The organism is Actinacidiphila sp. DG2A-62 (assembly GCF_035825295.1).
In the GTDB taxonomy this organism is placed as follows: Bacteria; Actinomycetota; Actinomycetes; order Streptomycetales; family Streptomycetaceae; genus Actinacidiphila.
The window spans coordinates 829048-851634 of the sequence record NZ_JAYMGI010000002.1; the positions used below are offsets into that span (position 1 = coordinate 829048).

Consider the following 22587-nt stretch of genomic DNA (forward strand, 5'->3'; position numbering starts at 1 on the left):
GTGGCTTCCGTACCCCCGGCACGCCGGAGCGGGGCCGGCGCACACCACGGCGCTCCCGGCGGCGCACCCGGCGGCGCCCGCGACAGCGCACCCGGCGGCGCCCGCGACGGCGCTCCCGGCGGCGCGCCGCTGATCAGCCTGCGCGACGCCGCCGTGTCCTACGGTTCGCGCACCGTGTGGAAGGGACTCGAACTGGACCTGCGGCCCGGGGAGTTCCTGGCCGTCCTCGGACCGAACGGTTCGGGCAAGACCAGCCTGGTCCGGGCCCTCCTGGGACGGCAGCCGCTGTCCGCCGGCACGCTGACCGTGCTCGGCCGGCCCGCGCACAAGGGCGGCCGGCACATCGGCTACGTCCCGCAGCAGGCCGCGCTGTCCGCGCAGGCGATGGTGCGCGCCCGCGACCTGGTGCGCTTCGGCCTGGACGGACACCGCTACGGGCCGTGGCCGCGCACCGGCGCGGTCCGCCGCCGGGTGGACGAGATCCTCGCCTCGGTCGGCGCGTCGGCCTACGCCGACGTCCCGGTCGGCATGCTCTCCGGGGGCGAGCGGCAGCGCGTGCGCATCGGCCAGGCCCTGGCCACCGACCCGCGCATCCTGCTGTGCGACGAGCCGCTGCTGTCCCTCGACCTGAACCACCAGCGGGCCGTCACCGAACTCGTCGACGCCCGGCGTCGCTCCCACGGCACGGGGATCGTCTTCGTCACCCACGAGATCAACCCGGTGCTCGGGCTGGCGGACCGGGTGCTCTACCTCGCGCGCGGCGGCCACCGGATCGGCACGCCGGACGAGGTGCTGTCCTCGGAGTCGCTCTCCCGGCTGTACGGCACCCAGGTCGACGTCGTACGCGTGCGCGGCCGGGTCGTGGTCGTCGGAGCGCCGGACGAGACCGCCGCGCCCCCGCACCATCCCGACCCGGGGGCGGTCGAGCCCCGCGGCACCGCACGAACCCACGAGAGCGACGGAGTCCGGTCATGATGCTCGCCGACGGGATCTGGCACCAGATCTTCGCCTTCGACAACTACGGCGACCTGCTGTCCCTGGTCCGCAACTCCCTCATCGCCGGCGCCGCGCTCGGCCTGGTGGGCGGCCTGGCCGGGGTGTTCGTCATCATGCGCGACCTGCCCTTCGCGGTGCACGGCATCAGCGAGCTGTCCTTCGCGGGTGCGTCGGCGGCGCTGCTGATGGGCGTCAACGTCGTGGCGGGCTCGATCGTCGGCTCGCTCCTGGCGGCCGGGGCGATCGGCGTGCTGGGCGCCCGGGCCCGGGACCGCAACTCGGTGATCGGCATCCTGATGCCCTTCGGACTCGGGCTCGGGGTGCTCTTCCTCGCCCTGTACAAGGGCCGGGCGGCCAACAAGTTCGGTCTGCTCACCGGGCAGATCGTCGCCGTGGGCACCCCCGAGATGACGTGGCTGCTCGGCACCTCCGCCCTCGTCCTGGTCGTCCTGGCGCTCATCTGGCGCCCGCTGTCCTTCGCCAGCGCCGACCCGGACGTCGCCCAGGCCCGCGGGGTGCCGGTGCGCAGCCTGTCGTTCGCCTTCATGCTGGTGCTCGGCCTGACCGTCGCCCTGTCGGTGCAGGTGGTCGGCGCGCTGCTGGTCCTCACCCTCGTCGTCACCCCGGCCGCGGCCGCCGCCCGGGTCACGGCGTCACCGGTGCTGCTGCCCCTGCTCAGCGTGGTGTTCGCGGTGGCCTCCATCGAGGGCGGCATCCTGCTCGCACTGGGCAGCAGCATTCCGATCAGCCCGTACGTGACCACCATCTCGTTCACCGTCTACGTCGTCTGCGCGGTGGCGGGCCGCTACCGCACTCAGCGGTGGGGCAACCGGAGGACGGTCCCGCAGCCGGCCTGAGCCCGTTCGCCGTCTTCCGCTCTCCCCTGCCGACGCACGCTCGGGGAGAGCCGGGGCGGCGGGAGCCGGAGTGCCCGGACCGTGCCGGGAAGAAGCCGCGGGTCTGCCCTTCCGTACCTGGTGGGGGCCGTCGGCGTGCCGTATACCGGTCACTGGTCCCGGGCGTTCTCGCCCCGAAGGAAGGAGCAACATGCGCGCCACCGCTCGCGCCGAAGAGCCGAGCCGTACCCCGGCCACGCCCGCGCCGCGGCCGGAGCGCCGTCCTCAGCACGGCCTGCTCCACCTCCAGCGCACGGCCGGGAACACCGCCGTGACCACCTCCGCCCTCGCGCGGGGACACCACCTCGTGCAGCGCGCGCGGGACGAGACGGCGACCGAAGGCCCGGCGTCGACGAGCGCGGAGGCGTCCCCCTTCACGTACAAGAACTTCCGGTTCACCAACCTGAACCACACGGAGGGGAAGTACCGCGACAAGGCCGTCCGGCTGCTCGGGCTGCTCGACAAGCACGCCTCCGTCAGGAAGTACGTGGGCGGTCGCCCCTGCCACATCACCCTGCGGCTGCGCACCATGGAGGCGCCGGCCGACATCAGCGACCGGGGCGAGATGATCGAGATCAACCTGGCCAGCTACTACTTCGAGAAGTACGACATGGGCTACATCGCGGGCATGCTGATGCCCGAGTTCGGCATCCACCCGATGGCCGCCGCCGCGGCGGCCCCGACGCCGCGGCCGGCGTGAGCACGACGCGTGGGCAGCGGGGGCGTCAGAAGGCAGCGAAATCCAGGACCAGACGCCCGCGAACACCGCCCGCGGCCAGCCGTCGGTGGGCCTCGGCGGCCTGGCCGGCCGGCAGCACATCGGCCACCCGCAGCGTCAACTCGCCCGCCTCGGCCTGATCCCGCAGCCGAAGCAGCCGGGCGTGGTCGGTCGCCACGTCGGTGACCAAGACCTTGTGCAGGTGGACACCGCGGTCGACGGGGCCGTCCCAGAAGCGGACGACGGCAAGCCCGCCACCGTCCCGGACCGCCGCAACGACCTGCGCGTGCTGCGCGGCGCCGTCGATCACGGCGTCCACCCCGTCCGGCACGAGCGCGCGGAACCGGGCGGCGACGCCGTCGCCCCGGGGCACGACCTCGTCCGCGCCCAGTTCCTTCACCAGCCGGCGGTCGGCCTCCGAGGCGTCCGCGAGCACCCGCAGCCCTTCGGACGTGGCCAGTTGCACGGCGTATCCGCCGAAGGCGCCGGCCGCTCCGGTCACCGCGACGGTGCCGCCGGCCGGCGCGGCCACCAGATCCAGCGCGCGCCGGGCGGCCAGGGCGTTCATCAGCAGTGTCGAGGCGGCGGGGAAGTCCGCGCCGGACGGCATCGGCACCACTGATTCCGCCGGCGCCACGACGAGTTCGGCGTAGGCGCCGCCGCGCGGGCCGTATGCCTGCAGGATCGCGACCACCGGATCGCCGGGCCGCAGCGAGGTGTCGGTGTCCGGGCCGATCGCGTCGACCACGCCGGCGGCGTCCATGCCCGGCACGTAGGGACCGGGGCGGCCGTCGAACCATGCCTTCACGGCGCCGGCGCGCAGCATGGTGTCGGTGGGGTTGACCGCGGCGGCGTGCACGCGGATCCGCACCTCGCCGGGACCCGGGACGGGATCGGGCAGGTCGATCACTCGCAGCACGTCGGGGCCGCCGAACTCGGTCAGGCCGATCGCACGCATGGCCGGTCCTCCCTTCTTGGTTGTGTTCTCGACGCGGGTTCGACGGTCACTGCTCGACGGGGATCCTGGCCGCTGCGGGATTGCCCACCGACCAGCGCGAGCTGACCCGGTTGCGGCGGACCAGCCACACGTGGTCGTGGTCGCGGACCAGCTCGGTCTCGAACCGGTTGCCCAGCAGCAGGTGGTCCTGGAAGTCGACCGAGGGCCCTTCGCCGGTCCGGTGGTGCTGTCCGATCAGGTAGCAGGTCAGCGTGGCGGTGTCGCCGTCCACCCACACGCGGATGTTGGACAGGGCGTGGAAGGTGTCCATCGCCGTTCCCACGGTCCGCATCAGCGTCTCGACGACCTGTTCGCGGCCGACGTAGGGCTCGAACACGTAAATGCTGTGGTCGATGCCGCCGAGGTCGAACACGGCGTCCTCGGTGAAGGCGGAACGCAGCAGTTCCTCGTCGCCGAAGTCGATTCCCTCGACGATCCGGGTGACCGCGTCCACGATGCCGTCCCGGTCGGTGTATGCCGTCGTCTCGGTGAGAGCCATCAGGTGTCTCCGCTCATCAGCAACGCCAACGTTGGCGTTGGTCATTCGCCGAGCGTAGTACCCGCCACCGCCAACGGCAACGTTGGTGTCGGTGCTAGCCTTCGCACATGAAGCGAACCGTCGACGACACGCGCCGCCTGCTGCGGGAAGCAGCGCTGGTCGAGTTCGCCGAGCACGGGCCCGACGGCACCACCGTGACCCGCATCGCCGCTCGGGCCGGCGTCAACAAGGAACGGCTCTACGCCTACTTCGGCGACAAGGACGCCCTCTTCGACGAGGTGCTCACCGAGGCCCTGGAGGAGCTCTCCCGCGTCGTCGCCCCGGACGGCCTGAGCTTCGGCGACATGGGCGAGGTCGCCGGCCGCACCTTCGACTACTACGGGGAGCACCCCGAACTGGCGCGCCTGCTGCAATGGGAGGGCCTGCGCGGCGCGCCACCGGTCAGCGCCACCGTCCGCGTCGAGCACTACAGCCGCAAGGTCGCCGCCACCGCCCAGGCCCAGCGCGACGGGACCGTCGACGGCGGCATCGACGCCGGCCACCTCATGTTCATGATCATCGGACTCGCGGCGTGGTGGTTCAGCGTCCCGCAACTCGCCGCCATGATGACCGGCGCCGAGGCCGCCGACCCGGACGAGCGGGCCCGACGGCGCGCCTTCGTCGTGGAGGCGGCCCGGCGCCTGACCCGGCCGCGGCCGGACGTCACCGCTTCCTGAGACGACGTTCGGATGTGGCGGATCGTGCTACGCGGCACCGACGCGCGTAGCACGATCCGCCACATCGCTCAGACGCGGTGCCGGCCCCGCGCGGCTCCTTTGCGCCGTGGGTCGCAGACAGGGGACCGGGGCCGATGAGGGCCAGGCGGCGGCCGTAAGGAGGTCGACCCCGCCGCGGCCCGCGGTGGGCCTGGAGCGGGGCCAGGCCCTGGACCTGATCGCCGGTCCCCCGGCCTCGCCGTAGCGTACGCCGTCGTACGTTCCCACCCCGGGGGTCGCGCGGACCCCGGCATGCCCCGGCGTGTTCCGCGGCCCTACACTGCGGCGAGCCGCTCTCGCGGCACAGGGATTGGGGGGGCGGATGCGGAAGAGGCTGCGAGCTGCCGTTGTCGCGGTGGCGAGTGCGGTGGGGGTGGTGGCCGGCGGCACGGCGCCCGCGCACGCGGTGTCCGGCTGGGACCGGTGCCCGAGGGGCAGCGTGTGCCTGTTCGACGGCGACGGCGGCACGGGGTCGATGATCGCCTACTCCAGTCCGCAGGCCGGCCTGGGATCGTGGGACAACCGGGCGAACTCGGTGTACAACCGCACCGGCCAGCACTTCATGTGCATGTACCCGCAGGCGCAGTACAAGACCACCGTGCCGAACGCAGACGACTCCATCTGCTACCTCGGCAGCGGCAACGACCAGGTGGAGCTGAAGGGGGACGGCGAACCGCTCTGGAACGGTCTGAGCTCGATCCGGTGGGCCCACACCTGGCGCCAGGCAGCGGGCGGCCCGGAGTACCGGTCGTGGGCCACCCCGCTGGTTCTCCCGCCCGGACCGGCCCAGCCCTTCGCCGACCTGAACGGCGACGGCACACCCGACCAGCTGAACCGCACGTGGAACGGGCACTTGTGGTTCCTGAAGGGCGACGGCTCCGGCGTGTACGTGGGGTCGGGCTGGAACCAGATGACCGCGCTGACCCGGCACGGGGACTTCAGCGGAGACGGACACGAGGACCTGCTGGCGCGCGACGGCTCGGGCAAGCTGTGGATCTACCCCGGCAACGGCAAGGGCTGGTTCGGCGCCCGCAAACTCATCGGCACCGGCTGGAACCAGATGACCGCGCTGCAGGCCGCCGGCGACATGAACTCCGACGGCCACGACGACCTGCTCGCCCGCGACTCCACCGGCCGCCTGTGGATCTACCCCGGCGACGGACACGGCCGCTACGGAACACGCAAGCTCATCGGCGCCGGCGGATGGTCGATGTTCCCCACTGTCCTCGGCATCGGCGACGTCGACCGCGACGGCCGCCCCGACCTCCAGGCGGCCGGCGACGGCGACTACTACACCGAGGCCCGCCTCTACTACGGCACCCCCGGCGGCAGCATCGCCCAGTACGGCGACAACTCCCCCGTCGACCTCGGCGACCGTCTCTTGTAGCACTTGTAGCAGAGGCGGACCCGGGGCCGGCGGAGGGCGAAAACGACGCGGACCACGTCGCCGTGCTCGTGTCCGGGCGGCCGCATCCGGCGTCTGGGGCGATCGCCGCAGGAGGCGCCCGGCCGGGCACGGATCAGTAGCGGGCGCCGACGACCTGCTCGGCCAGGGCGTCCAGCACCGCCAGGTCCTCCTCGGTCAGCCGCACGTCGAGGGCGGCGGCGTTCTCCTCCACCCAGCGCACGCGCTTGGTGCCCGGGATCGGCACGACCGGGACGCCGAGGCGGGGCGCCTGGGCGGCGACCCACGCCAGGGCGACCTGGCCCGCCGTCGCGCCCTTGGCGGCGGCGATCCGGGCGGCCTTCTGGGCGATCGAGCGGTTGGCCGCGGCCGCGTCCTCGGCGAACCGGGCCAGCCGGCGCCGCCCGTCGCCGGACGCGAGCGCGCCCGCCTCCACGGTGCCGGTGAGGAAGCCGCGGCCGAGCGGGGAGTACGCGACCAGGCCGACGCCCAGCTCCCGGGCGGCGTCGGCGACCGTCGCCTCCGGGTCGCGGGTCCACAGCGAGTACTCGCTCTGCACCGCCGCGACCGGGTGGACGGCGTACGCGGTCCGCAGCTGCTCGCCGGTGACCTCCGACAGCCCGATGGCGCGGACCTTGCCCTCGGCGACCAGCTCGGCGAGCGCGCCCACCGACTCCTCCAGCGGCACCTGCGGGTCCACCCGGTGCAGGTAGTACAGATCGATCCGGTCCGTGCCCAGCCGCAGCAGGGAGGCGTCGGCGGCGGCCTTGATCCGCTCGGGGTCGTTCCTGACCACGAGCCGGCCGCGGCCGGTGGTGAAGTCCATGCCGGTCTTGGTGGCGATCTGCGCCTCGTCGCGCCGCCCGGCCAGTGCCCGGCCGACCAGCACCTCGTTGTGGCCGAGCCCGTAGGCGTCGGCCGTGTCGATGAAGGTGACGCCGAGGTCCAGGGCGCGGCGGACCGTCGCGACCGACTCGTCCCAGTCCGCCGCCCCGTACACCGAGCTCATCCCCATGCACCCCAGGCCCTCCGCGGACACGGTCAGCCCGCCCAGTTCCACTCGCTGCATCACGGCGCTCCTGTCTTCTGCCTGCGGGACCCTCCCGCCCTTCCACCCTGGGCCGCCCGCACGGTCTCGGGCAGTGCCGGAAACTTCCTGGGAGAAGCAGGACCAGGCCGGCGGCCTGGACGGCGCCTACCGTGGAAGGCATGGACAGGCCGAACACGCTGGGCGAGTTCCTGCGGGCGCGCCGCGAGCAGGTGCGCCCGCGGGACGTGGGGCTGCGCGCCATCGGGCAGCGGCGCACCCCGGGGCTGCGCCGCGAGGAGGTCGCCCTGCTCGCCGGCATCAGCACCGACTACTACCTGCGTCTGGAGCAGGGCCGCGACCGCACCCCCTCCGCGCAGGTGGTCACCGCCCTCGCCCGCGCCCTGCGCCTGGACCCCGACGAGACCGCGTATCTGCACGGCCTGGTCCGCCCCCGGCCCCGCCCCGGGCGCACGCGTCCGCAGCAGGTCCCCGCGGGCACCCGGATGCTGGTCGACGCCCTGCCGATGCCCGCCTTCGTGGAGGACCGCTGCCTGGACGTCCTGGCCGCCAATGCCGCCGCCCAGGCGCTCTCGCCGAACCTCCGGCCCGGCGCCAACCGGCTGCTCGCCGCCTTCCTCGACCCGGGTGAACGCGAGCTGTACGAGGACTGGGAGCAGGCCACCGCCGCCGCGGTCGGCCAGCTGCGCGCGGTGCTGGGCGGGTACGCCGACGATCCGCGGATGACCGCGCTGGTCGGCGAACTCGCCCTGAAGAGCGAGCGGTTCAGAAGGCTGTGGGCCCGGCACGACGTCGTGCGGCGGGCCGGCGGCCCGGCCCGCCTGCGCCATCCCGCGGTCGGGCCGCTGGAGCTGCGCCGCGAGAAGCTGGTGGTCGCCGGGACCGACGACCAGGTGCTCGTCGTCTACCACGCCGAGCCCGGCACCCCTTCCGCCCGGGCGCTCGCGCTGTTCGGCCCGGGCGCTCGCGCTGTTCGGCGCGAGCGCGGCCGACGCCGGAGCCGGGACGGAGTCGGCGGGGCCGCGCGAGCCCGCGCGGGACCGGCTGCGGCGCCCGCCCGCCTGACCCCGCCGTGCCGGCGGGCGCCCGCCTGCTCCCCCTCGGCGGCCTCGGAGCACCCGCGCCCGCCCGGCCCGGGCCGCCGCCTTTGGAGGCCGCGGCCCGGGCCCCCTCGCATCCCCCGTGGAATCGAACGGTCAATCGAACTAGGTTGGAGGGATGAGCGAGGACCAGGATGTGGGCGAGCACCGGCGGCCGGCACGCCTGCCGCGGGCCGACGGGCCGCTGGTCGACGTGACCCTCCCGGACGGGCAGCACCTGTACGCGGTCGTGCGCTCCCGCCGCCGCGAGGACGACGGCTCCTGGTGGTACGACCTGCAGATCCACCTGCCCAGCCAGGGCACCGAGCGCGACCGGCTCCTGGCCGTCCCGGCCGCCGTCGACTTCCGCGCCCCCGCCGGCGCCTGCACCCCCCTCGACGGCCAGGACTACGACCACGTGCCCACCGTGCGCGCCGGCGTCACACCGCCCTGGCGGATCGAGGAGCCGGTCTACTTCACCAACGACCCGGGTCCGGCCCGCATCGTCCACCGCGGCGACTGCCGCGCCGTACGCGACGTCTCCCACCCCGCCACCGCCGACCAGGCCCGCGCCGCCCTCGAACACCCCGACACCGCCCCCTGCCCCCTGTGCCGGCCCGACCGGCCCCTGCGCGCCGCCGCTTAGCGGGTCGTCCGGAGCTGACGCACGGCGCCGATGCCCGTACCGGCTGCGCGGTCCCGGGACCGGCGGAGTCGGGACCGGCGGGTCCCGGGACCGACCGTGCGGGTCAGCGACCGTGCGACATCAGCACTCGTGCGTGGCCCCGTGGTTGCTGAGATAGACGTCGCTGAACCAGCCCTCCTGGCTCGTACCGGAGATCCGGCCGTAGGTCCAGGTATCCATCGTGATGCCGTTGCCGGTGACCGAGCTGCCGTAGTCGTAGCACCAGTAGTAGATCTTCGTGCCGGCGGCGGCGTATCCGTACGCGTCGCAGTACGTGTACGGGCCCTCGCGGCGGGCGAGGCTGTCGGCGGTGACCGTGCCGCTGCCCGCGTCGGCGTTGTGGTGGTAGAAGCTGCAGGCGACGTCGGGCGATACGTCGGCCGGCGTCGACGCCGACGCCGATGGCGCGAGGACGAGGCCGCTACCGAGCAGCGCGGCGCCTGCCATGAGTCCGATGTGCGTCTTTTTCAGCACGTGGGTTCCCTCCCCGTGGTCGAGTGTGATGTCCGGTTCAGGTCTGCCGCACCCGTCCTGCGGCGGCAGAGACTTGACTGGGACGCGTCACAGCGTGCGCGTCGGGCGTCGCCCGCGGCAAAGTGTTCAGCTGCCGCTGAACTGTCGGACGGGGGCAGGCGCGGGACCGGACGTCGGGGGGGCCGTGTGCTGAGGGTGCGTTTCACCGCGGAGGACCTGTTACGGGTCCGGATGGCCGAGGAGCCCGCACCTCTGATGGAGCTGGGCCTCGCGCTCATGACGCTCACGCGTCCGGCGGACCCGGTGTTCCTGCGGTGGCGGCGCCGCGCCCAGCAGTCCCTCCCGCCGCAGGCCCGGCCCATGCTCGACCTGCTGTCGCCGACCGGCAAGAGCCCGCTGTTCCTCGACCCGCCCACCGCGGGCTTCGCCGAGGGAATGGACGCCGTCCGCTCGACCCCGCGCGCGTACGTCCGCTCCGAGCTGCTCAGGGTGCGCGCTCCGGAGCGGCCGCGGGCACGGTGGGCCCGCGGGCTCGCCGACGGCGACCGCGAGTCCTGGCAGCTCCTCGACCGGTCGATGACCGCGGCCTACGAGAGCCTGCTCGCCGGGGCCTGGCCGCGTGTCCGGGCCGGATTCCACGCCGAGGCGGCGTGGCGTGCGCGGTCCCTGGCCCGGCACGGGCTGCTCGCCACCCTGACCGGGCTGTCCCCCTCGGCCCGGTGGGACGGCATGACCCTGGAGTTCCCGCGCGCGTACAACCGCGAGGTCCGGCTCACCGGCCAGGGCCTGGTGCTGTTTCCCTCGCTGCTGTGGACCGCCTATCCGCTGATCGCCCCGCAGCCCGAGGGTCCCGCCGTCCTCGTCTACCCGGCCGTCACCCCGCTGCCGCTCCAGGAGGCCGCCACCGCCCCGACCCCCTCGACGCCCTCCTCGGCACCACCCGCGCGGCGATGCTCCGGCTGCTGACGACGCACCACACCACCACGGGCCTGGCCAAGGCACTCGACATCAGCCCCCCGGCGGCCTCCATGCAGGCCAAGACCCTGCGTGACGCCAGGCTGATCACCACCCAGCGCGACGGCAGGAGCGTGTCGCACTACTGCACCGCGCTGGGCCTCGACATGATCTCGGCATCGACGCCCCCACTGCGCTGAGGGCCGCCGGCGGCACACCTGCCGACGCCGACGCACACGGGCGTCACATGGTGCCTCCCCCTCCCCGCAGGGCTTCACACCCTGCGCCGCGGCGTCCGGTGCTCCCTGGCCGCCAGGCCGGGGTGCGCTGGGCATCAACGGGCAGGCACGACGTCACGCCCGTGGCCTACGGCTCTCGCCCGAGGATGTCGTGCCACAGCGCCTGCTCGCGGGCGTCCGGTGGGGTGGCGCCGGGCATCCGCTCGGGGTGGCCCGGGGGCGGGCCCGTCAGGGGGCGCGGGGCGGGCGGGGGCTGGGCGGTGTCCCCCGCGCACAGCCGGCCGATGAGGATCAGCGTCTCCCAGAACTCCCGCAGCGCGCGCAGCACGGCGCGGCGCGCCCGCGCCCTGGCGCGCAGCGTCGCCGCCCGCAGCCGCGCGGGCCCGGCCGGCGGCGCCGGCGTCCGCACCCGCGCGGACCCGCCGCTCACTGCGGCGGGTTGCCGTGCTTGCGCGACGGCAGGTCAGCGTGCTTGGCGCGGAGCATCGCGAGGGAGTCGATGAGGACCGCCCGGGTCTCGGCCGGGTCGATCACGTCGTCGACCAGGCCGCGTTCGGCCGCGTAGTACGGGTGCATCAGCTCCTGCCGGTACTCCTTGACCATCGTCGCGCGCACCGCCTCCGGGTCGTCCGCCTCCGCGATCTGGCGGCGGAAGATGACGTTGGCGGCGCCCTCGGCGCCCATGACGGCGATCTCGTTGGCCGGCCAGGCGAACGCGAGGTCCGCGCCCACCGAGCGCGAGTCCATGACGATGTACGCGCCGCCATAGGCCTTGCGCAGGATCAGCGAGATCCGCGGGACGGTGGCGTTGCAGTAGGCGTACAGCAGCTTGGCGCCGTGCCGGATGATGCCGCCGTGCTCCTGGGAGATGCCCGGCAGGAAGCCGGGCACGTCGACCAGGGTGACGATCGGGATGTTGAACGCGTCGCACATCTGGACGAACCGCGCGGCCTTCTCCGAGGCGTGGATGTCCAGGGCGCCGGCCATCGACATCGGCTGGTTGGCGACGATGCCGGTGACGTGGCCGCCCATCCGCACCAGGGTGCACAGGATGTTCGTCGCCCAGCTGGAGTGCACCTCGAACTGCTCGCCGTCGTCGGCCAGTTCGGCGATGACGGCGCGCATGTCGTAGGCCCGGTTGGGGTCGGCCGGCACCAGGTCGAGCAGCGCCGGCGTGCGCCGGTCCGCCGGGTCGTCGGCCGGGTGGTACGGGGCGAGTTCGCGGTTGTTGGCGGGCAGCAGGGAGAGCAGGTAGCGCACGTCCTCCAGGCAGCTCTCCTCGTCGTCGTGGACGAAGTGCGCCACGCCGGAACCGGTCGCGTGGACGTCGGCGCCGCCGAGGCCGTCGTGGCCGACCTGTTCACCGGTGACGGCCGCCACGACGTCGGGACCCGTGACGAACATCTGCGAGGTGCCGCGGACCATGAAGACGAAGTCGCTGAGCGCCGGGGAGTACGCGGCCCCGCCGGCGGACGGGCCGAGCATCACCGAGATCTGCGGGATCACCCCGGAGTTGCGGGTGTTGCGGCGGAAGATGCCGCCGTAGCCGGCGAGCGCGGTGACGCCCTCCTGGATGCGGGCGCCCGCGCCGTCGTTGAGGGAGACCAGCGGGGCGCCGGTGGCGGCGGCCAGGTCCATCAGCTTGTGGATCTTCTCGGCGTGCGCCTCGCCGAGCGCGCCGCCGAAGATCCGGAAGTCGTGGGCGTAGACGAAGACCCGCCGGCCGTGGACGGTCCCCCAGCCGGTGACCACCCCGTCGGTGTGCGGGCGCCTGGCCTCCATGCCGAAGCCGGTGGCGCGGTGCCGCCGCAGCTGCTCGATCTCGGTGAACGAGCCGGGGTCCAGGAGCAGTTCGATCCGCTCGTAGGCGGTCAGCTTGCCTTTGGCGTGCTGCTTGGCGGTGGCCGTCGGGTCGGTTCCCTCACGGGCCGCCAGCTTGAGCCGGAGCAGTTCCTCGGGGCCGGAGCCCGTGTGTGCCTGGTCCACGAGACGCATGGATGGGTCAACTCCCGTTCGGGTGGCGGCGGTCGCACGGCCGGGGCGCGGCGGCGCCCGGCCGTGCTCGGTCAGGCGGCGGCGTCCGCGAGCAGGCGGGCCGCTTCGTGCAGGTCGCGCGGGGCGGCGCCGGAGGAGGCGACGAAGCCGTCGGGGCGCAGCAGCAGGAAGGAGGCGCCGGGGCGGGCGACGTGCCGGTGGACGGCCAGGCCGGGCCGCTGCGCGGCGAGGTCCCGGGCGGCCCGGGCCAGGGGGCCGTCGGCCGGCCCGGTGGTGACCAGCCGGAAGGGCGCCGGGTCCGGGCTCGCGGTCTGCTCGGCCCAGTGCGGGGTGCGCGCGCCCGGCGCGGTGACGCGCCGGGCCCGCCGCCCGCCGCGCTCGGCCGCGGCGGTCAGCGGACCGGCCGGGTACTGCACCCGCCAGCCGGCCAGCAGCGGTATCAGCCGGCGGCGCAGCACCCCGGTCGCCTCCAGCAGCCGCCAGCCGGCGTTGCGGGCCCGCGCCGCGCGCGGTCCGAGGGTGAACATCCGGGTGAAGCGGCCGGTGTTGGCGACGGTCAGCTCGGCGGCGTGGCGCCGCTCGACCGCGTAGGTGTCGAGCACCGCGGGGTCGAGGCGGCCGTCGATCACCCCGGCGAGCTTCCAGGCGAGGTTGTGCACGTCCTGCAGGCCGAGGTTGAGGCCCTGGCCGCCGATCGGCGAGTGCGCGTGGGCGGCGTCGCCGACCAGGAAGACCCGGCCCCTGCGGAAGTCGGCGGCGATCCGTTCCTGGCTGCCGAAGGTGGTCAGGGTGTCCAGCTCGCGCACCTGGAGGCCGCCGGGGCCGCGCAGGTCCAGCAGGTGCTGCACGGTCTCCGGGGTGACCGGTGTGTCGGGCCCGACGGGGGTGCCCAGCCGGGTGATGCCGCCGGTGAGCGGGGCGTAGACCATCGGCCCGGTGGAGCGCAGGAAGTAGTGCACCGCGCCGCGCTCCGCCTCGCCGTCGATGCAGCCCTCGGCGGCGAGGTAGGTGGTGGGCAGGCTGGAGCCGGGGAAGTCGATGCCCAGGCTCTGCCGCACGGTGCTGCCGATGCCGTCCGCGCCGATCAGCCAGTCGGCCTCGATCAGCTCGGTGCCCTCCGGCCCGGTCGCCTTGACGGTGGCGCAGTCGCCCTCGGCGGTCACGTCGGTGACCCGCGTCGAGCGCTCGACCCGGCCGCCCAGCCGGACCAGCTCCTCCTCCAGCAGCGCGCTGGTGCGGTCCTGCGGCAGCAGCAGCGCCTGGTTCTCCTCGCCGATCTCGCTGCGCAGCCGGCGGCCGCCGTCGAGGTGGTAGACCAGCGCCTTCAGCGGCAGGCCGCGGCGCACCGCCTCGTCGTGGAGCCCGAGGTGCCGCAGCACCGCCAGGCCGAGCGGCCACAGCAGGATCGCCCGGGAGCCCTGGTTGGGCCCCGCCTCGGCCTCCAGGACGCGCACCGGCACGCCGCGGCGCAGCAGTTCGCAGGCGGCGGCCAGTCCGCAGGTGCCGCCGCCGGCGATCAGCACTGGGACACGCTTGGTTCCGGGATTCATCGCTCTCCTCCGCGTAGTACGTGGTCGAGCCAGTCGCCGATGGCGCGGGCGGTGGGCTGCGCGTGGTCCTCGATCAGTGCGAAGTGGTCGGCGGGCAGGTCGCGGACCTCGTGCGGCTGCGGCCAGTCCGCCCGCCAGCGGTGCTGCTCGCTCCAGCCGGGCACCGGCTGCGCGGCGCATACCAGCAGGGTCGGCGCCTTGACCTGGGCCGGGACGAAGTCGCCGAGCAGCCGCAGGTAGCCGCCCATGGCGGTGAGGCGGGCGTCGTCGAGCGGGCCGAGCGGCGCGAGCCGGTCGGCCATGCCGCCGATCAGCTGGGCGCCGAGGCGGTCGAGGACGCCGTCGCCGAGCACGTGGGCGTCGATCAGCACCAGGGCCTCGGGGTGCGTCCCCCACTCCTCCAGGCGCTCGGTGACCGCCTGGGCCAGCAGCCCGCCGGAGGAGTGGCCGAGCAGCACCGCGGGCCTTCCGGCGGCCTGTTCGCGCACCGCGGCCGCGGCGGCCTCGACCAGGGCGTCCAGGTCGGCGGGCAGCGGCTGGCCGGCCTCGAAGCCGGGCAGCGAGAACGCCGACACCGTACGGTCCCCGGGCAGCGCCGCGGCGAGCCGCACGTACTGCGTCGGCCCCGAGGTGGCGAGCACGGTGGGGAAGCAGAACACCTGGGCGCGGCCCGTCCCCTCTACCAGCGTCACCGCGTCCAGGGCGGCCGGCCGCGGGGTGGCGCGGAAGAGCGGCCGGAAGGACGCGGCGGAGCCGAGGAGGTCCAGGAAGGCGCCGGTGCGGCCGAGTTCGCGCGCCCGGGCGAGCATCGGCGCCAGCAGGACCGGCGCGAAGGAGGCGGGTTCGCCGAAGGCCGGGGGCTGTCGAGCGGCGACGGCTTGCCCGGCCGCGGGGTCCGCTTCGGTGACGCCGGCCGCCGCGGGTGCGGCCGGGCTGTCCGGGCCGGTGTCGGCCAGCAGCCGGGCCAGGCCCGCGGGGGTGCGTCCGCGCAGCACGGTGTCGGCGGCCAGCCGCAGTCCGGTGCCCGAGGCGAGGCGGTTGCGCAGTTCCAGGGTGGTCAGGGAGTCCATGCCCAGGTCGAGGAAGGGGCGTTCCGGGTCGACGGCGTCGGCGTCGGCGTGGCCGAGCACGGCGGCGGTCTCGGCCCGTACGTGGTCCAGCAGCGCCGCGCGGCGTCCGGCCGGGTCCAGGCCGGCCAGGTCCGCGAGGCGGCCGCCGGGCAGTTCGGCGGGCCGGCCGGGGGCGGGCTGCCGCCGGTCCCGGACGTCGGGCAGGTCGCCCAGCAGCGGGCTGGGCCGCGCGGCCGTCACCCGCGGCAGGTAGCGGTCCCAGTCGACGTCGACCACGACGGTGGTCCGCTCCCGCCGGTCCAGGCACTCCATCAGGGCGGTGAGCGCCAGGTCGGGGTCGAGGGCGGGCAGCCCGCGCTGGACGAGGCGCTCGCGCCGGGACCGCTCGAAGGCGCGCTCGGCGTCGGTGGCGCCCTCGTTGTCCCAGCCGCCCCAGCCCACCGAGGCGCCGGGCAGTCCGAGCGCGCCGCGGTGCACGGCCAGGGCGTCGAGGTACGCGCTGGCCGCCGCGTAGGCGCCGACGCCGACCCCTCCGCCGAGGGTGGCGGCGAAGGAGGAGAACAGCACGAAGGCGGACAGGCCGCGGTCGGCGGTGAGTTCGTGCAGCAGCCGGGCGGTGCCCGCCGTGACCGCGAGCACCCGCGCGAAGCGGTCGGCGGGGAACTCGGTCAGCGGCCCCTCCTCCAGCAGCTCCTCCAGGTGGAAGACGGCGTCCAGCGGCGCGGTCGCGGGGATGCCGTCGAGCAGCCGGGCCACGGCGGCGCGGTCTTCCAGGTCGCAGCCGACCAGCTCGGCCCGCGCGCCCAACGCGGCCAGCTCGGTGGACAGTTCGGCGTCCAGGACGGTGAGGGCGGCCGGGTCGGCGTCGGGCGGCGCGACCAGCAGCAGGTGTTCCGCGCCCTCCCGGGCCAGCCGCCGGGCCAGGTGGGCGGCGGCGGGCTGGAGGGCTCCGGTGATCAGGACCGTACCGGAGGGGCACCAGGTGCCGGCCGCCGCCGTGGGCCGGCCCGCCCGGGTCAGCCGTGCGGCGAGCAGCCCGGCCCGGCGCAGGGCGAGCTGGTCCTCCTCCGGCGCGGCGAGGGCGTGCGGGAGCAGCGCGAGCAGCCGCTGGTCGGGGGTGTCCCGCGGGGCGCCGCCGGGCAGGTCGACCAGACCGCCCCAGGTGGCCGGGTGCTCCAGCGCCGCCACCCGGCCCAGGCCCCACACCTGCGCGTGCCGGGGGTGGGTCAGCGGGTCGGAGTCCGAGGTGCTGACCGCTCCTCTGGTCAGGGCCCACAGCCGGGCGTCGAGGCCGGCGTCGGCGTGCGCCTGGATCAGGGCGAGCGTGTCCAGGACCGCGTCGTCCTCGCCGAGCGCCAGCAGCGAGAGCACGCCGGCCGGTGCGCGGCCGGCGGCGGCCTCGCGGAGCCGGTCGGCGAGGACCCGCCGGTCGGGGTGGGCGGCGACGCGCACCGGGCGCACCCCGGCGGCGGCGAGCGCGTCGAGGACCGCGGCGACGTGGGGGTGGTCGTGGGGGCTGTCGTGCGTGGCGTCGTGGGAGCTGTCGTGGGAGCTGTCCTGGGAGCTGTCCTGGGAGCTGTCGTGCGTGGCGTCGTTCCCGGCGGCGGGCGCGGCGGGGACCACGGCGAGCCACTCGCCGCTCGCCACGGGGGCGGCCGGCGCGGACCCGAGGGCCTGCCAGGTCAGCCGGTAGCGCCAGGAGTCGATGCGGGTCCGGGCGTCGCTGCGTTCGCGCCAGGCGGCCAGCGCGGGCAGCACCTTGCGCACCGCGGCGCTCGCCGGAGTCTCCAGCAGGCGGGCCAGGCCGTCCGCGTCCCCGCTCCCGACCGCCTGCCAGAACGGCGCGTCGGCGGCCGGACCGGCGGCCTCGGACGCCGCGGTGGCCTGTGGGGTGGCGACCCAGTAGGGCCGGTGCTGGAAGGGGTAGGTGGGCAGGGTGAGCAGGGGCGCGGCGGGCAGTGCGGGCGTCCAGTCGACGCTCAGGCCGGTCGCCCAGGCGGCGGCCAGGGCGGCAAGCAGCCGGTGGAGGCCGCCGTGGTCGCGGCGCAGCGTCGTCAGCGTGGTGACCGACGCCCCGGCATGGTCGGCGGTCTGCTCGATGTGCTGGGTCAGCACCGGGTGCGGCGACGGCTCCACGAACACGGTGTGCCCGTCGGCCAGCAGCGCCTCCACGGTCTGCCGGAACGCCACCGGACGCCGCGCGTTCTCGAACCAGTACCCCGGCGTCAGTTCGGCGCCGTCCGCGATCCGTGAGGTGAGGGTGGAGTAGAAGGGCGTCGTGGTGGCGGTCGGGACCAGCCCGGCGATGCGGGCCGGCACCTCGTCGCGCAGCGGGTCCACGGCGGCGCTGTGGCTGGGCACGGTCGCCGGCACGACGCGGGCGGGCACGTCGCGCGCCCGCAGCCCGGCCACGATGTCCTCCAGGTCGGCCACCGGGCCGGCGAGGTTGGTGGCCGTCGGACTGTTCACACCCGCGACCGTCACAGCCGGGCGGTCCCCGATCAGCTTCTCGACGTCCTCCGCCGGAAGTTCGACGGCCGCGATCGCACCACGCCCCACCAAGTGCTCCGCGAACACCTGCGAACGCGATGAGATGACGCGGGCCGCCTGATCGAGCGTCAACGCACCCGCGAGGTGCGCCGCCGCGATCTCCCCCTGCGAATGCCCCACATACGCATCCGGCACCACCCCATGGCCCAGCCACATCCGCGCCAACGCCACATTCACCACGAACAACAACGGCTGAAGAACATCGATCCGCTCCAGGACCTCCGACCGCTCCGCGGTGGCCCGCAGCATCTCCTCGACATCCCACGGCACATGGACCCGCAGCGCCGCCGCCACCTCCCGCACATGACCGGCGAACACCGCGCTGCCCTCCAGCAGATCCAGCGCCATCCCCGCCCACTGCGACCCCTGACCCGGCAGCACGAACACCGCCTTGCCGGACTCGGCCGCCTCGTCCTGCACCAGCGCCGGGTGCGGACGGTCCTCGGCCAACGCACCCAGCACGTCCAGCAGTTCGTCCCGGTCCCCGGCGACCGCCACCGCCCGGTGCGACAGCGCCGCACGACCCACCGCCAACGTCCGCGCGACAGACGCGAGGTCGAGTCCGGGGCGCTCCGCGAGGTACGCGCGCAGCCGGGCGGCGTACGCGCGCAGCGCCTCGGGGGTCTTCGCCGACACGAGGAAGGGCAGCGCGGACGGGACCGCCGTCCCCGCAGCGGCGGGCCGGCCGGCGTCGGGCGACGGTGTGGCGGCCTCGTCCCGGTCGGCATCCGCCGCCGGGCCGGCGGGCTCGCGCCGAGCGTCGAACTCCGTGTCGTGCGGGGGTTCTTCCAGGATGGCGTGGGCGTTGGTGCCGCTGATCCCGAAGGAGGAGACCCCGGCGCGGCGCGGCCGGCCGTCCCGCGTCGTCCAGTCGCGCTCCTCGGTCAGCAGCGCGACCGCGCCCGACTCCCAGTCCACCATCGGCGTGGGCTCGTCGACATGCAGCGTCCGCGGCAGCCGCTCGTGCCGCATCGCCTCGACCATCTTGATCACGCCCGCGACGCCCGCCGCGGCCTGCGTGTGGCCGATGTTCGACTTCACCGAGCCGAGCCAGAGCGGGCGTTCCCGCGGACGGTCGGCGCCGTAGGTCGCCAGCAGCGCACCCGCCTCGATCGGATCGCCCAACCGCGTACCCGTCCCGTGCGCCTCCACCACGTCCACGTCCGCGCCGCTCACCCCGGCGTCGGCCAGCGCCTGGCGGATCACCCGCTGCTGCGCCGGACCGCTCGGCGCCGTCAGACCATTGCTCGCACCGTCCTGGTTCACCGCCGTGCCCCGCACCACCGCCAACACCCGATGACCGTTGCGCCGCGCGTCGGACAACCGCTCCAGCGCCACCATGCCGACGCCCTCGGACCAGCCCGTGCCGTCCGCGGCGGCGGAGAAGGACTTGCAGCGGCCGTCCGCCGACAGGGCGCGCTGGCGGGTGAGTTCGACGAAGATGCCGGGCGTCGACATCACGGTGACGCCGCCGGCCAGCGCGAGGGCGGACTCGCCGCGCCGCAGCGACTGGCAGGCCAGGTGCAGGGCGGTCAGGGACGCCGAGCAGGCGGTGTCCACGGTGAGCGCGGGGCCTTCGAGGCCGAGGGTGTACGCGATCCGGCCCGACGCCACACTCGGGGTGCTGCCGGTCATCAGGTAGCCCTCGGTGAGGGCGGTGCCCTGGTCGAGCCGGGGCCCGTAGTCCTGGAAGGTCGCGCCGACGAAGACGCCGGTCGGTGAGCCGGCCAGGCCGGCCGGGTCGATGCCGGCGTTCTCCAGCACCTCCCAGGACGTCTCCAGCAGCAGCCGCTGCTGCGGGTCCATCGCCTGCGCCTCGCGCGGGGAGATCCCGAAGAAGGCGGCGTCGAAGCCGGTCGCGTCCGCGAGGAAGCCGCCCTCGCGGACGTAGTGCCGGCCGGGCAGCAGGCCCTCGGGGTCGTACCGGCCCTCCAGGTCCCAGCCCCGGTCGTCGGGGAACGCGCCGATCCGCTCCTCTCCCCCGGCCAGCACCTGCCACAGCTCGTCGGGCGAGGAGATGCCGCCGGGGAAGCGGCAGGCCATGCCGACGATCGCGACCGGGTCGTCGTCGGCCGCGGGGTCGCGGACGGCGGGGGCGGACCCGTCCGCGGGGGCGGCGTCCGCGGTGCCGAGCAGTTCACCGGTCAGGTGGCGGATGACCGCCTCGGGGGTCGGGTGGTCGAAGACCAGGGTCGTCGGCAGCCGCAGCCCGGTGGCGTCCGCCAGCCGGTTGCGGAGGTCCACGCCGGCCAGCGAGTCGAAGCCGAGCGCCTTGAACGGCCGTGTCAGGTCCAGGCCGTCCGGGGTCTCGTGGTCCACGGCGGCGGCGACCTCCTCACGCACCAGCCGGGGCAACTCGGCGGCCAGCCGCACCCGTTCGGCGTCCGGACCGGCGGCGGCCGGGTCCGCGGGGACGGGCGGCGCCTCCGCGGCGCCGCCGTCCACCGCGCCGGCCGCCGGACCGGCGAGCGCGCCGACCGCCGCACCGGCCCGCGCGCTCGCCGGAGCCTGGGAGCCGGTGGCGGTCGCGGACGTCCGCACCCGCCGGGCCAGCACCCGCCCGTCCCGCAGCGCGAACTCGCCGGGCCCCGCCGACAGCGCCGACGCCAGCGGTCGCAGCGACGCGTGGGCCGGACCGAGGTCGACCAGGGTCAGCCGCCCGGCGTGCGCGTCGGCGACCGCCCGCAGCAGTGCCCACAGCCGGGCGGGACCCGGCTCGGGGACGGGGTCCGCGGCGGTCGCCGCGACGGCGCCGCGGGTGGCCACGACGAGCCGGGCCGCGGCGAACCGCTCCTGCCCGAGCCACGCCTCGATCCCCGCCGCCGCCTCCTGCGGATCGGCGCCGTCCGCGGGCACGACGACCACCGGCGGCACCGGGGTCCCGCCGTCGACCGCGCGGCCCAGCGCCTCCAGGCCGGCGTGCAGGGAGACGCCCGAGGCGGCGCCGGTGAGCACCGCGGCGAGTCCGAACGGGTCGGGGCCGGCGATCACCCAGTGCGCGCCGACGGCGCGTTCCGATGCGGCGGGCAGCGCCGTCCAGCCGGCCGCGGGGCGCGGGCCGGCCGGGGCCAGCCAGTACGGCAGGCGCTGGAAGGGGTACGTCGGCAGGGGCAGCCGGCGCCCTTCGGGGCCGGCCGTCTCGGCCAGCACCCGGCGCCAGTCCCACCGCACCCCGTGCACGTGCAGGTCGGCGAGCGCGGCGAGCAGCGTCGGGACCTCCTCGCGGCCGGCCCGCTGCGTGGCGGCGAACACCGCGCCGCCGCGCTCGGCGCTGTCCCGGCCCATCGCGGTGAGCACGGCGTCGGGGCCGACCTCCAGGAAGGCGGTGACGCCCTCGGCCTCCAGGGTGCGTATCCCGTCCAGGAACCGGACGCCCTGCCGGGCGTGGCGCACCCAGTGGTCGGCGCTGCCGAGCGCGGCGGGGTCGATCACGCCGCCGGTCAGGTTGGAGACCACGGGAATGCGCGCGGCGCCGTAGGCCAGCCCGGCGGCGACCGCGCGGAAGTTCTCCAGCATCGGCTCCATCAGCGGCGAGTGGAAGGCGTGGCTGACCTGGAGCCGCCGGGTCTTGCGGCCGCGCTCGCGCCACAGCGCGCAGACGGCGGCGACCGCGTCCTCGTCGCCGGCGACGACGCTGGAGCCGGGCGCGTTGACGGCGGCGACCACCACCCGGCCGCCGTGCGGGGCCAGGGTCGGCAGCAGTTCCTCCTCGCCCGCCTGGACGGCGACCATCGCGCCGCCGGCCGGCAGCCGCTGCATCAGCTCGCCGCGCGCGGCGACCAGCGCGCAGGCGTCCGCCAGCGACAGCACACCGCTGACGTGGGCGGCGGCCAGCTCGCCGACCGAGTGCCCGAGCAGCAGGTCGGGGGTCAGACCCCAGCTCTCCAGCAGCCGGAAGAGGGCGACCTCGAAGGCGAACAGGGCGGGCTGGGTGTACCGGGTCCGGTCGAGCAGGGCGGCGGCGTCCGCTCCGTCGGCCCCGCCTCGCGACGCGGCGGACGCGGCCCCCGCCTCCTCCGCCGTGCCGCCGCGCAGCACCAGCTCGGCGAGCGGCCGGTCGAGGTGCTCGTCGACGTGCGCGCACACCGCGTCGAACGCCTCGGCGAACACCGGGAAGCGGCGGTGCAGTTCGCGCCCCATGCCGGGCCGCTGGCTGCCCTGGCCGGTGAACAGGAACGCGGTCCTGCCGGCCGTCGCGGCGTTCCCGGACGCTCCCGCCGCGGGCCGCCTGCCCTCGGCGACCTGTCGCAGCCCGGCCAGCAGGCCGTCCCGGTCGCGCGCGAGCACCACGGCGCGGCGGTCGAAGGCCGTGCGGTGCACCGCCTGCCCGTACGCCACCTCCGCGACGTCGATGCCGGGCCGGTCCTCGACGAACGCGGCCAGCCGCCGCGCCTGGTCGCGCAGCGCCCCCTCGGTCCGCCCGGACAGCGGTACGGGCACGCGCTCGCCGGCACGTTCAGCCGTACGGCCGTCCGCGGCGGCCGGGGCGCCGGTCGGGGCGGCGGTCGCGGCGGCGGCCGCGGCGGCGGCCGGCGCGTCGGGTGGGGCGGTGGTCGCGGCGGGCGCGGCGGCCAGCACCAGATGGCAGTTGGTGCCGCCCATGCCGAAGGAGCTGACGCCGGCCAGCAGCGGAGCGGGGCCGGCTCCAGCGGCAGCAGGGTGTCGGCGACCCGCAGC

Annotated in this window: 16 protein-coding genes and 1 pseudogene; 9 read left to right on the forward strand and 8 right to left on the reverse strand. The window is 75.5% G+C overall.

Annotation, left to right across the window (positions count from 1 at the left end; all coding sequences use genetic code 11):
* Positions 1-129: 129 nt before the first annotated feature.
* The 3 genes from VSR01_RS04010 (at position 130) to VSR01_RS04020 (ending at position 2592) form a co-directional block, all read left to right on the forward strand.
* Positions 130-975 carry a metal ABC transporter ATP-binding protein gene (locus VSR01_RS04010; protein WP_326453486.1) on the forward strand — a complete coding sequence of 282 codons (846 nt, stop codon included), beginning with the start codon at positions 130-132 and terminating at the stop codon, positions 973-975.
* On the forward strand, positions 972-1853 hold the full coding sequence (locus VSR01_RS04015; RefSeq protein ID WP_326447906.1) for a metal ABC transporter permease: 882 nt from the start codon (positions 972-974) through the stop codon (positions 1851-1853). The genes VSR01_RS04010 and VSR01_RS04015 overlap by 4 nt, the downstream gene beginning before the upstream one ends.
* 190 nt (positions 1854-2043) lie before the next feature.
* Complete coding sequence (locus tag VSR01_RS04020) at positions 2044-2592, forward strand: hypothetical protein (RefSeq protein WP_326447907.1); 549 nt, start codon at positions 2044-2046, stop codon at positions 2590-2592.
* 25 nt (positions 2593-2617) lie between these two features.
* Here VSR01_RS04020 and VSR01_RS04025 read toward each other — a convergent pair whose 3' ends face one another.
* Together VSR01_RS04025 and VSR01_RS04030 are read right to left on the reverse strand one after the other, a co-directional pair.
* The gene (locus VSR01_RS04025) at positions 2618-3568 is read right to left on the reverse strand and encodes an NADP-dependent oxidoreductase (protein ID WP_326447908.1); all 951 of its coding nucleotides are present in this window, start codon (positions 3566-3568) and stop codon (positions 2618-2620) included.
* 46 nt (positions 3569-3614) lie between these two features.
* Entirely contained in the window at positions 3615-4106 is a 492-nt protein-coding gene (locus VSR01_RS04030; RefSeq protein WP_326447909.1) for a nuclear transport factor 2 family protein, read from the reverse strand.
* A gap of 107 nt (positions 4107-4213) precedes the next feature.
* Between VSR01_RS04030 and VSR01_RS04035 the strand changes: the two genes are divergently transcribed.
* Positions 4214-4822, forward strand: a complete 609-nt coding sequence (locus tag VSR01_RS04035; RefSeq protein WP_326447910.1) for a TetR/AcrR family transcriptional regulator — start codon at positions 4214-4216, stop codon at positions 4820-4822.
* Positions 4823-5216: 394 nt separating this feature from the next.
* The gene (locus VSR01_RS04040) at positions 5217-6248 is read left to right on the forward strand and encodes an FG-GAP-like repeat-containing protein (RefSeq protein WP_326447911.1); all 1032 of its coding nucleotides are present in this window, start codon (positions 5217-5219) and stop codon (positions 6246-6248) included.
* 133 nt (positions 6249-6381) lie between these two features.
* On the opposite strand, the gene VSR01_RS04045 is transcribed toward VSR01_RS04040, so the two are convergent.
* Complete coding sequence (locus tag VSR01_RS04045; RefSeq protein ID WP_326447912.1) at positions 6382-7335, reverse strand: aldo/keto reductase; 954 nt, start codon at positions 7333-7335, stop codon at positions 6382-6384.
* A 140-nt stretch (positions 7336-7475) separates the two neighbouring features.
* On the opposite strand from VSR01_RS04045, the pseudogene VSR01_RS04050 reads away from it, so the two are divergent.
* Both VSR01_RS04050 and VSR01_RS04055 read left to right on the forward strand, forming a co-directional pair.
* Positions 7476-8204 (forward strand): annotated as a pseudogene (locus VSR01_RS04050) (helix-turn-helix domain-containing protein); the annotation flags it as partial.
* Between the two features lie 328 nt (positions 8205-8532).
* On the forward strand, positions 8533-9039 hold the full coding sequence (locus VSR01_RS04055; RefSeq protein ID WP_326447913.1) for a DUF6233 domain-containing protein: 507 nt from the start codon (positions 8533-8535) through the stop codon (positions 9037-9039).
* A 120-nt stretch (positions 9040-9159) separates the two neighbouring features.
* Here the strand turns inward: VSR01_RS04055 and VSR01_RS04060 are convergent, their stop codons facing one another.
* A complete protein-coding gene (locus VSR01_RS04060; RefSeq protein WP_326447914.1) occupies positions 9160-9552 on the reverse strand; it encodes an SH3 domain-containing protein in 393 nt (130 codons plus the stop codon).
* Positions 9553-9738: 186 nt separating this feature from the next.
* Here VSR01_RS04060 and VSR01_RS04065 point away from each other — a divergent pair, with 186 nt between their 5' ends.
* Both VSR01_RS04065 and VSR01_RS04070 read left to right on the forward strand, forming a co-directional pair.
* Complete coding sequence (locus VSR01_RS04065) at positions 9739-10518, forward strand: ArsR family transcriptional regulator (protein ID WP_326447915.1); 780 nt, start codon at positions 9739-9741, stop codon at positions 10516-10518.
* Positions 10503-10706: a helix-turn-helix domain-containing protein gene (locus VSR01_RS04070; protein ID WP_326447916.1), complete on the forward strand. Its 204-nt coding sequence runs from the start codon at positions 10503-10505 to the stop codon at positions 10704-10706. The genes VSR01_RS04065 and VSR01_RS04070 overlap by 16 nt, the downstream gene beginning before the upstream one ends.
* Positions 10707-10872: 166 nt before the next feature.
* Here VSR01_RS04070 and VSR01_RS04075 read toward each other — a convergent pair whose 3' ends face one another.
* The 4 genes from VSR01_RS04075 to VSR01_RS04090 form a co-directional block, all read right to left on the reverse strand.
* Positions 10873-11175: a DUF6059 family protein gene (locus VSR01_RS04075; protein WP_326447917.1), complete on the reverse strand. Its 303-nt coding sequence runs from the start codon at positions 11173-11175 to the stop codon at positions 10873-10875.
* A complete protein-coding gene (locus VSR01_RS04080) occupies positions 11172-12740 on the reverse strand; it encodes an acyl-CoA carboxylase subunit beta (RefSeq protein WP_326447918.1) in 1569 nt (522 codons plus the stop codon). The genes VSR01_RS04075 and VSR01_RS04080 overlap by 4 nt, the downstream gene beginning before the upstream one ends.
* 71 nt (positions 12741-12811) lie before the next feature.
* Positions 12812-14290, reverse strand: coding sequence for an FAD-dependent oxidoreductase (locus tag VSR01_RS04085; RefSeq protein ID WP_326447919.1), 1479 nt, complete (start codon positions 14288-14290; stop codon positions 12812-12814).
* Positions 14287-22512, reverse strand: coding sequence for a type I polyketide synthase (locus VSR01_RS04090; RefSeq protein WP_326447920.1), 8226 nt, complete (start codon positions 22510-22512; stop codon positions 14287-14289). Before VSR01_RS04090 ends, VSR01_RS04085 begins: the two co-directional genes overlap by 4 nt.
* Positions 22513-22587: the final 75 nt, after the last annotated feature.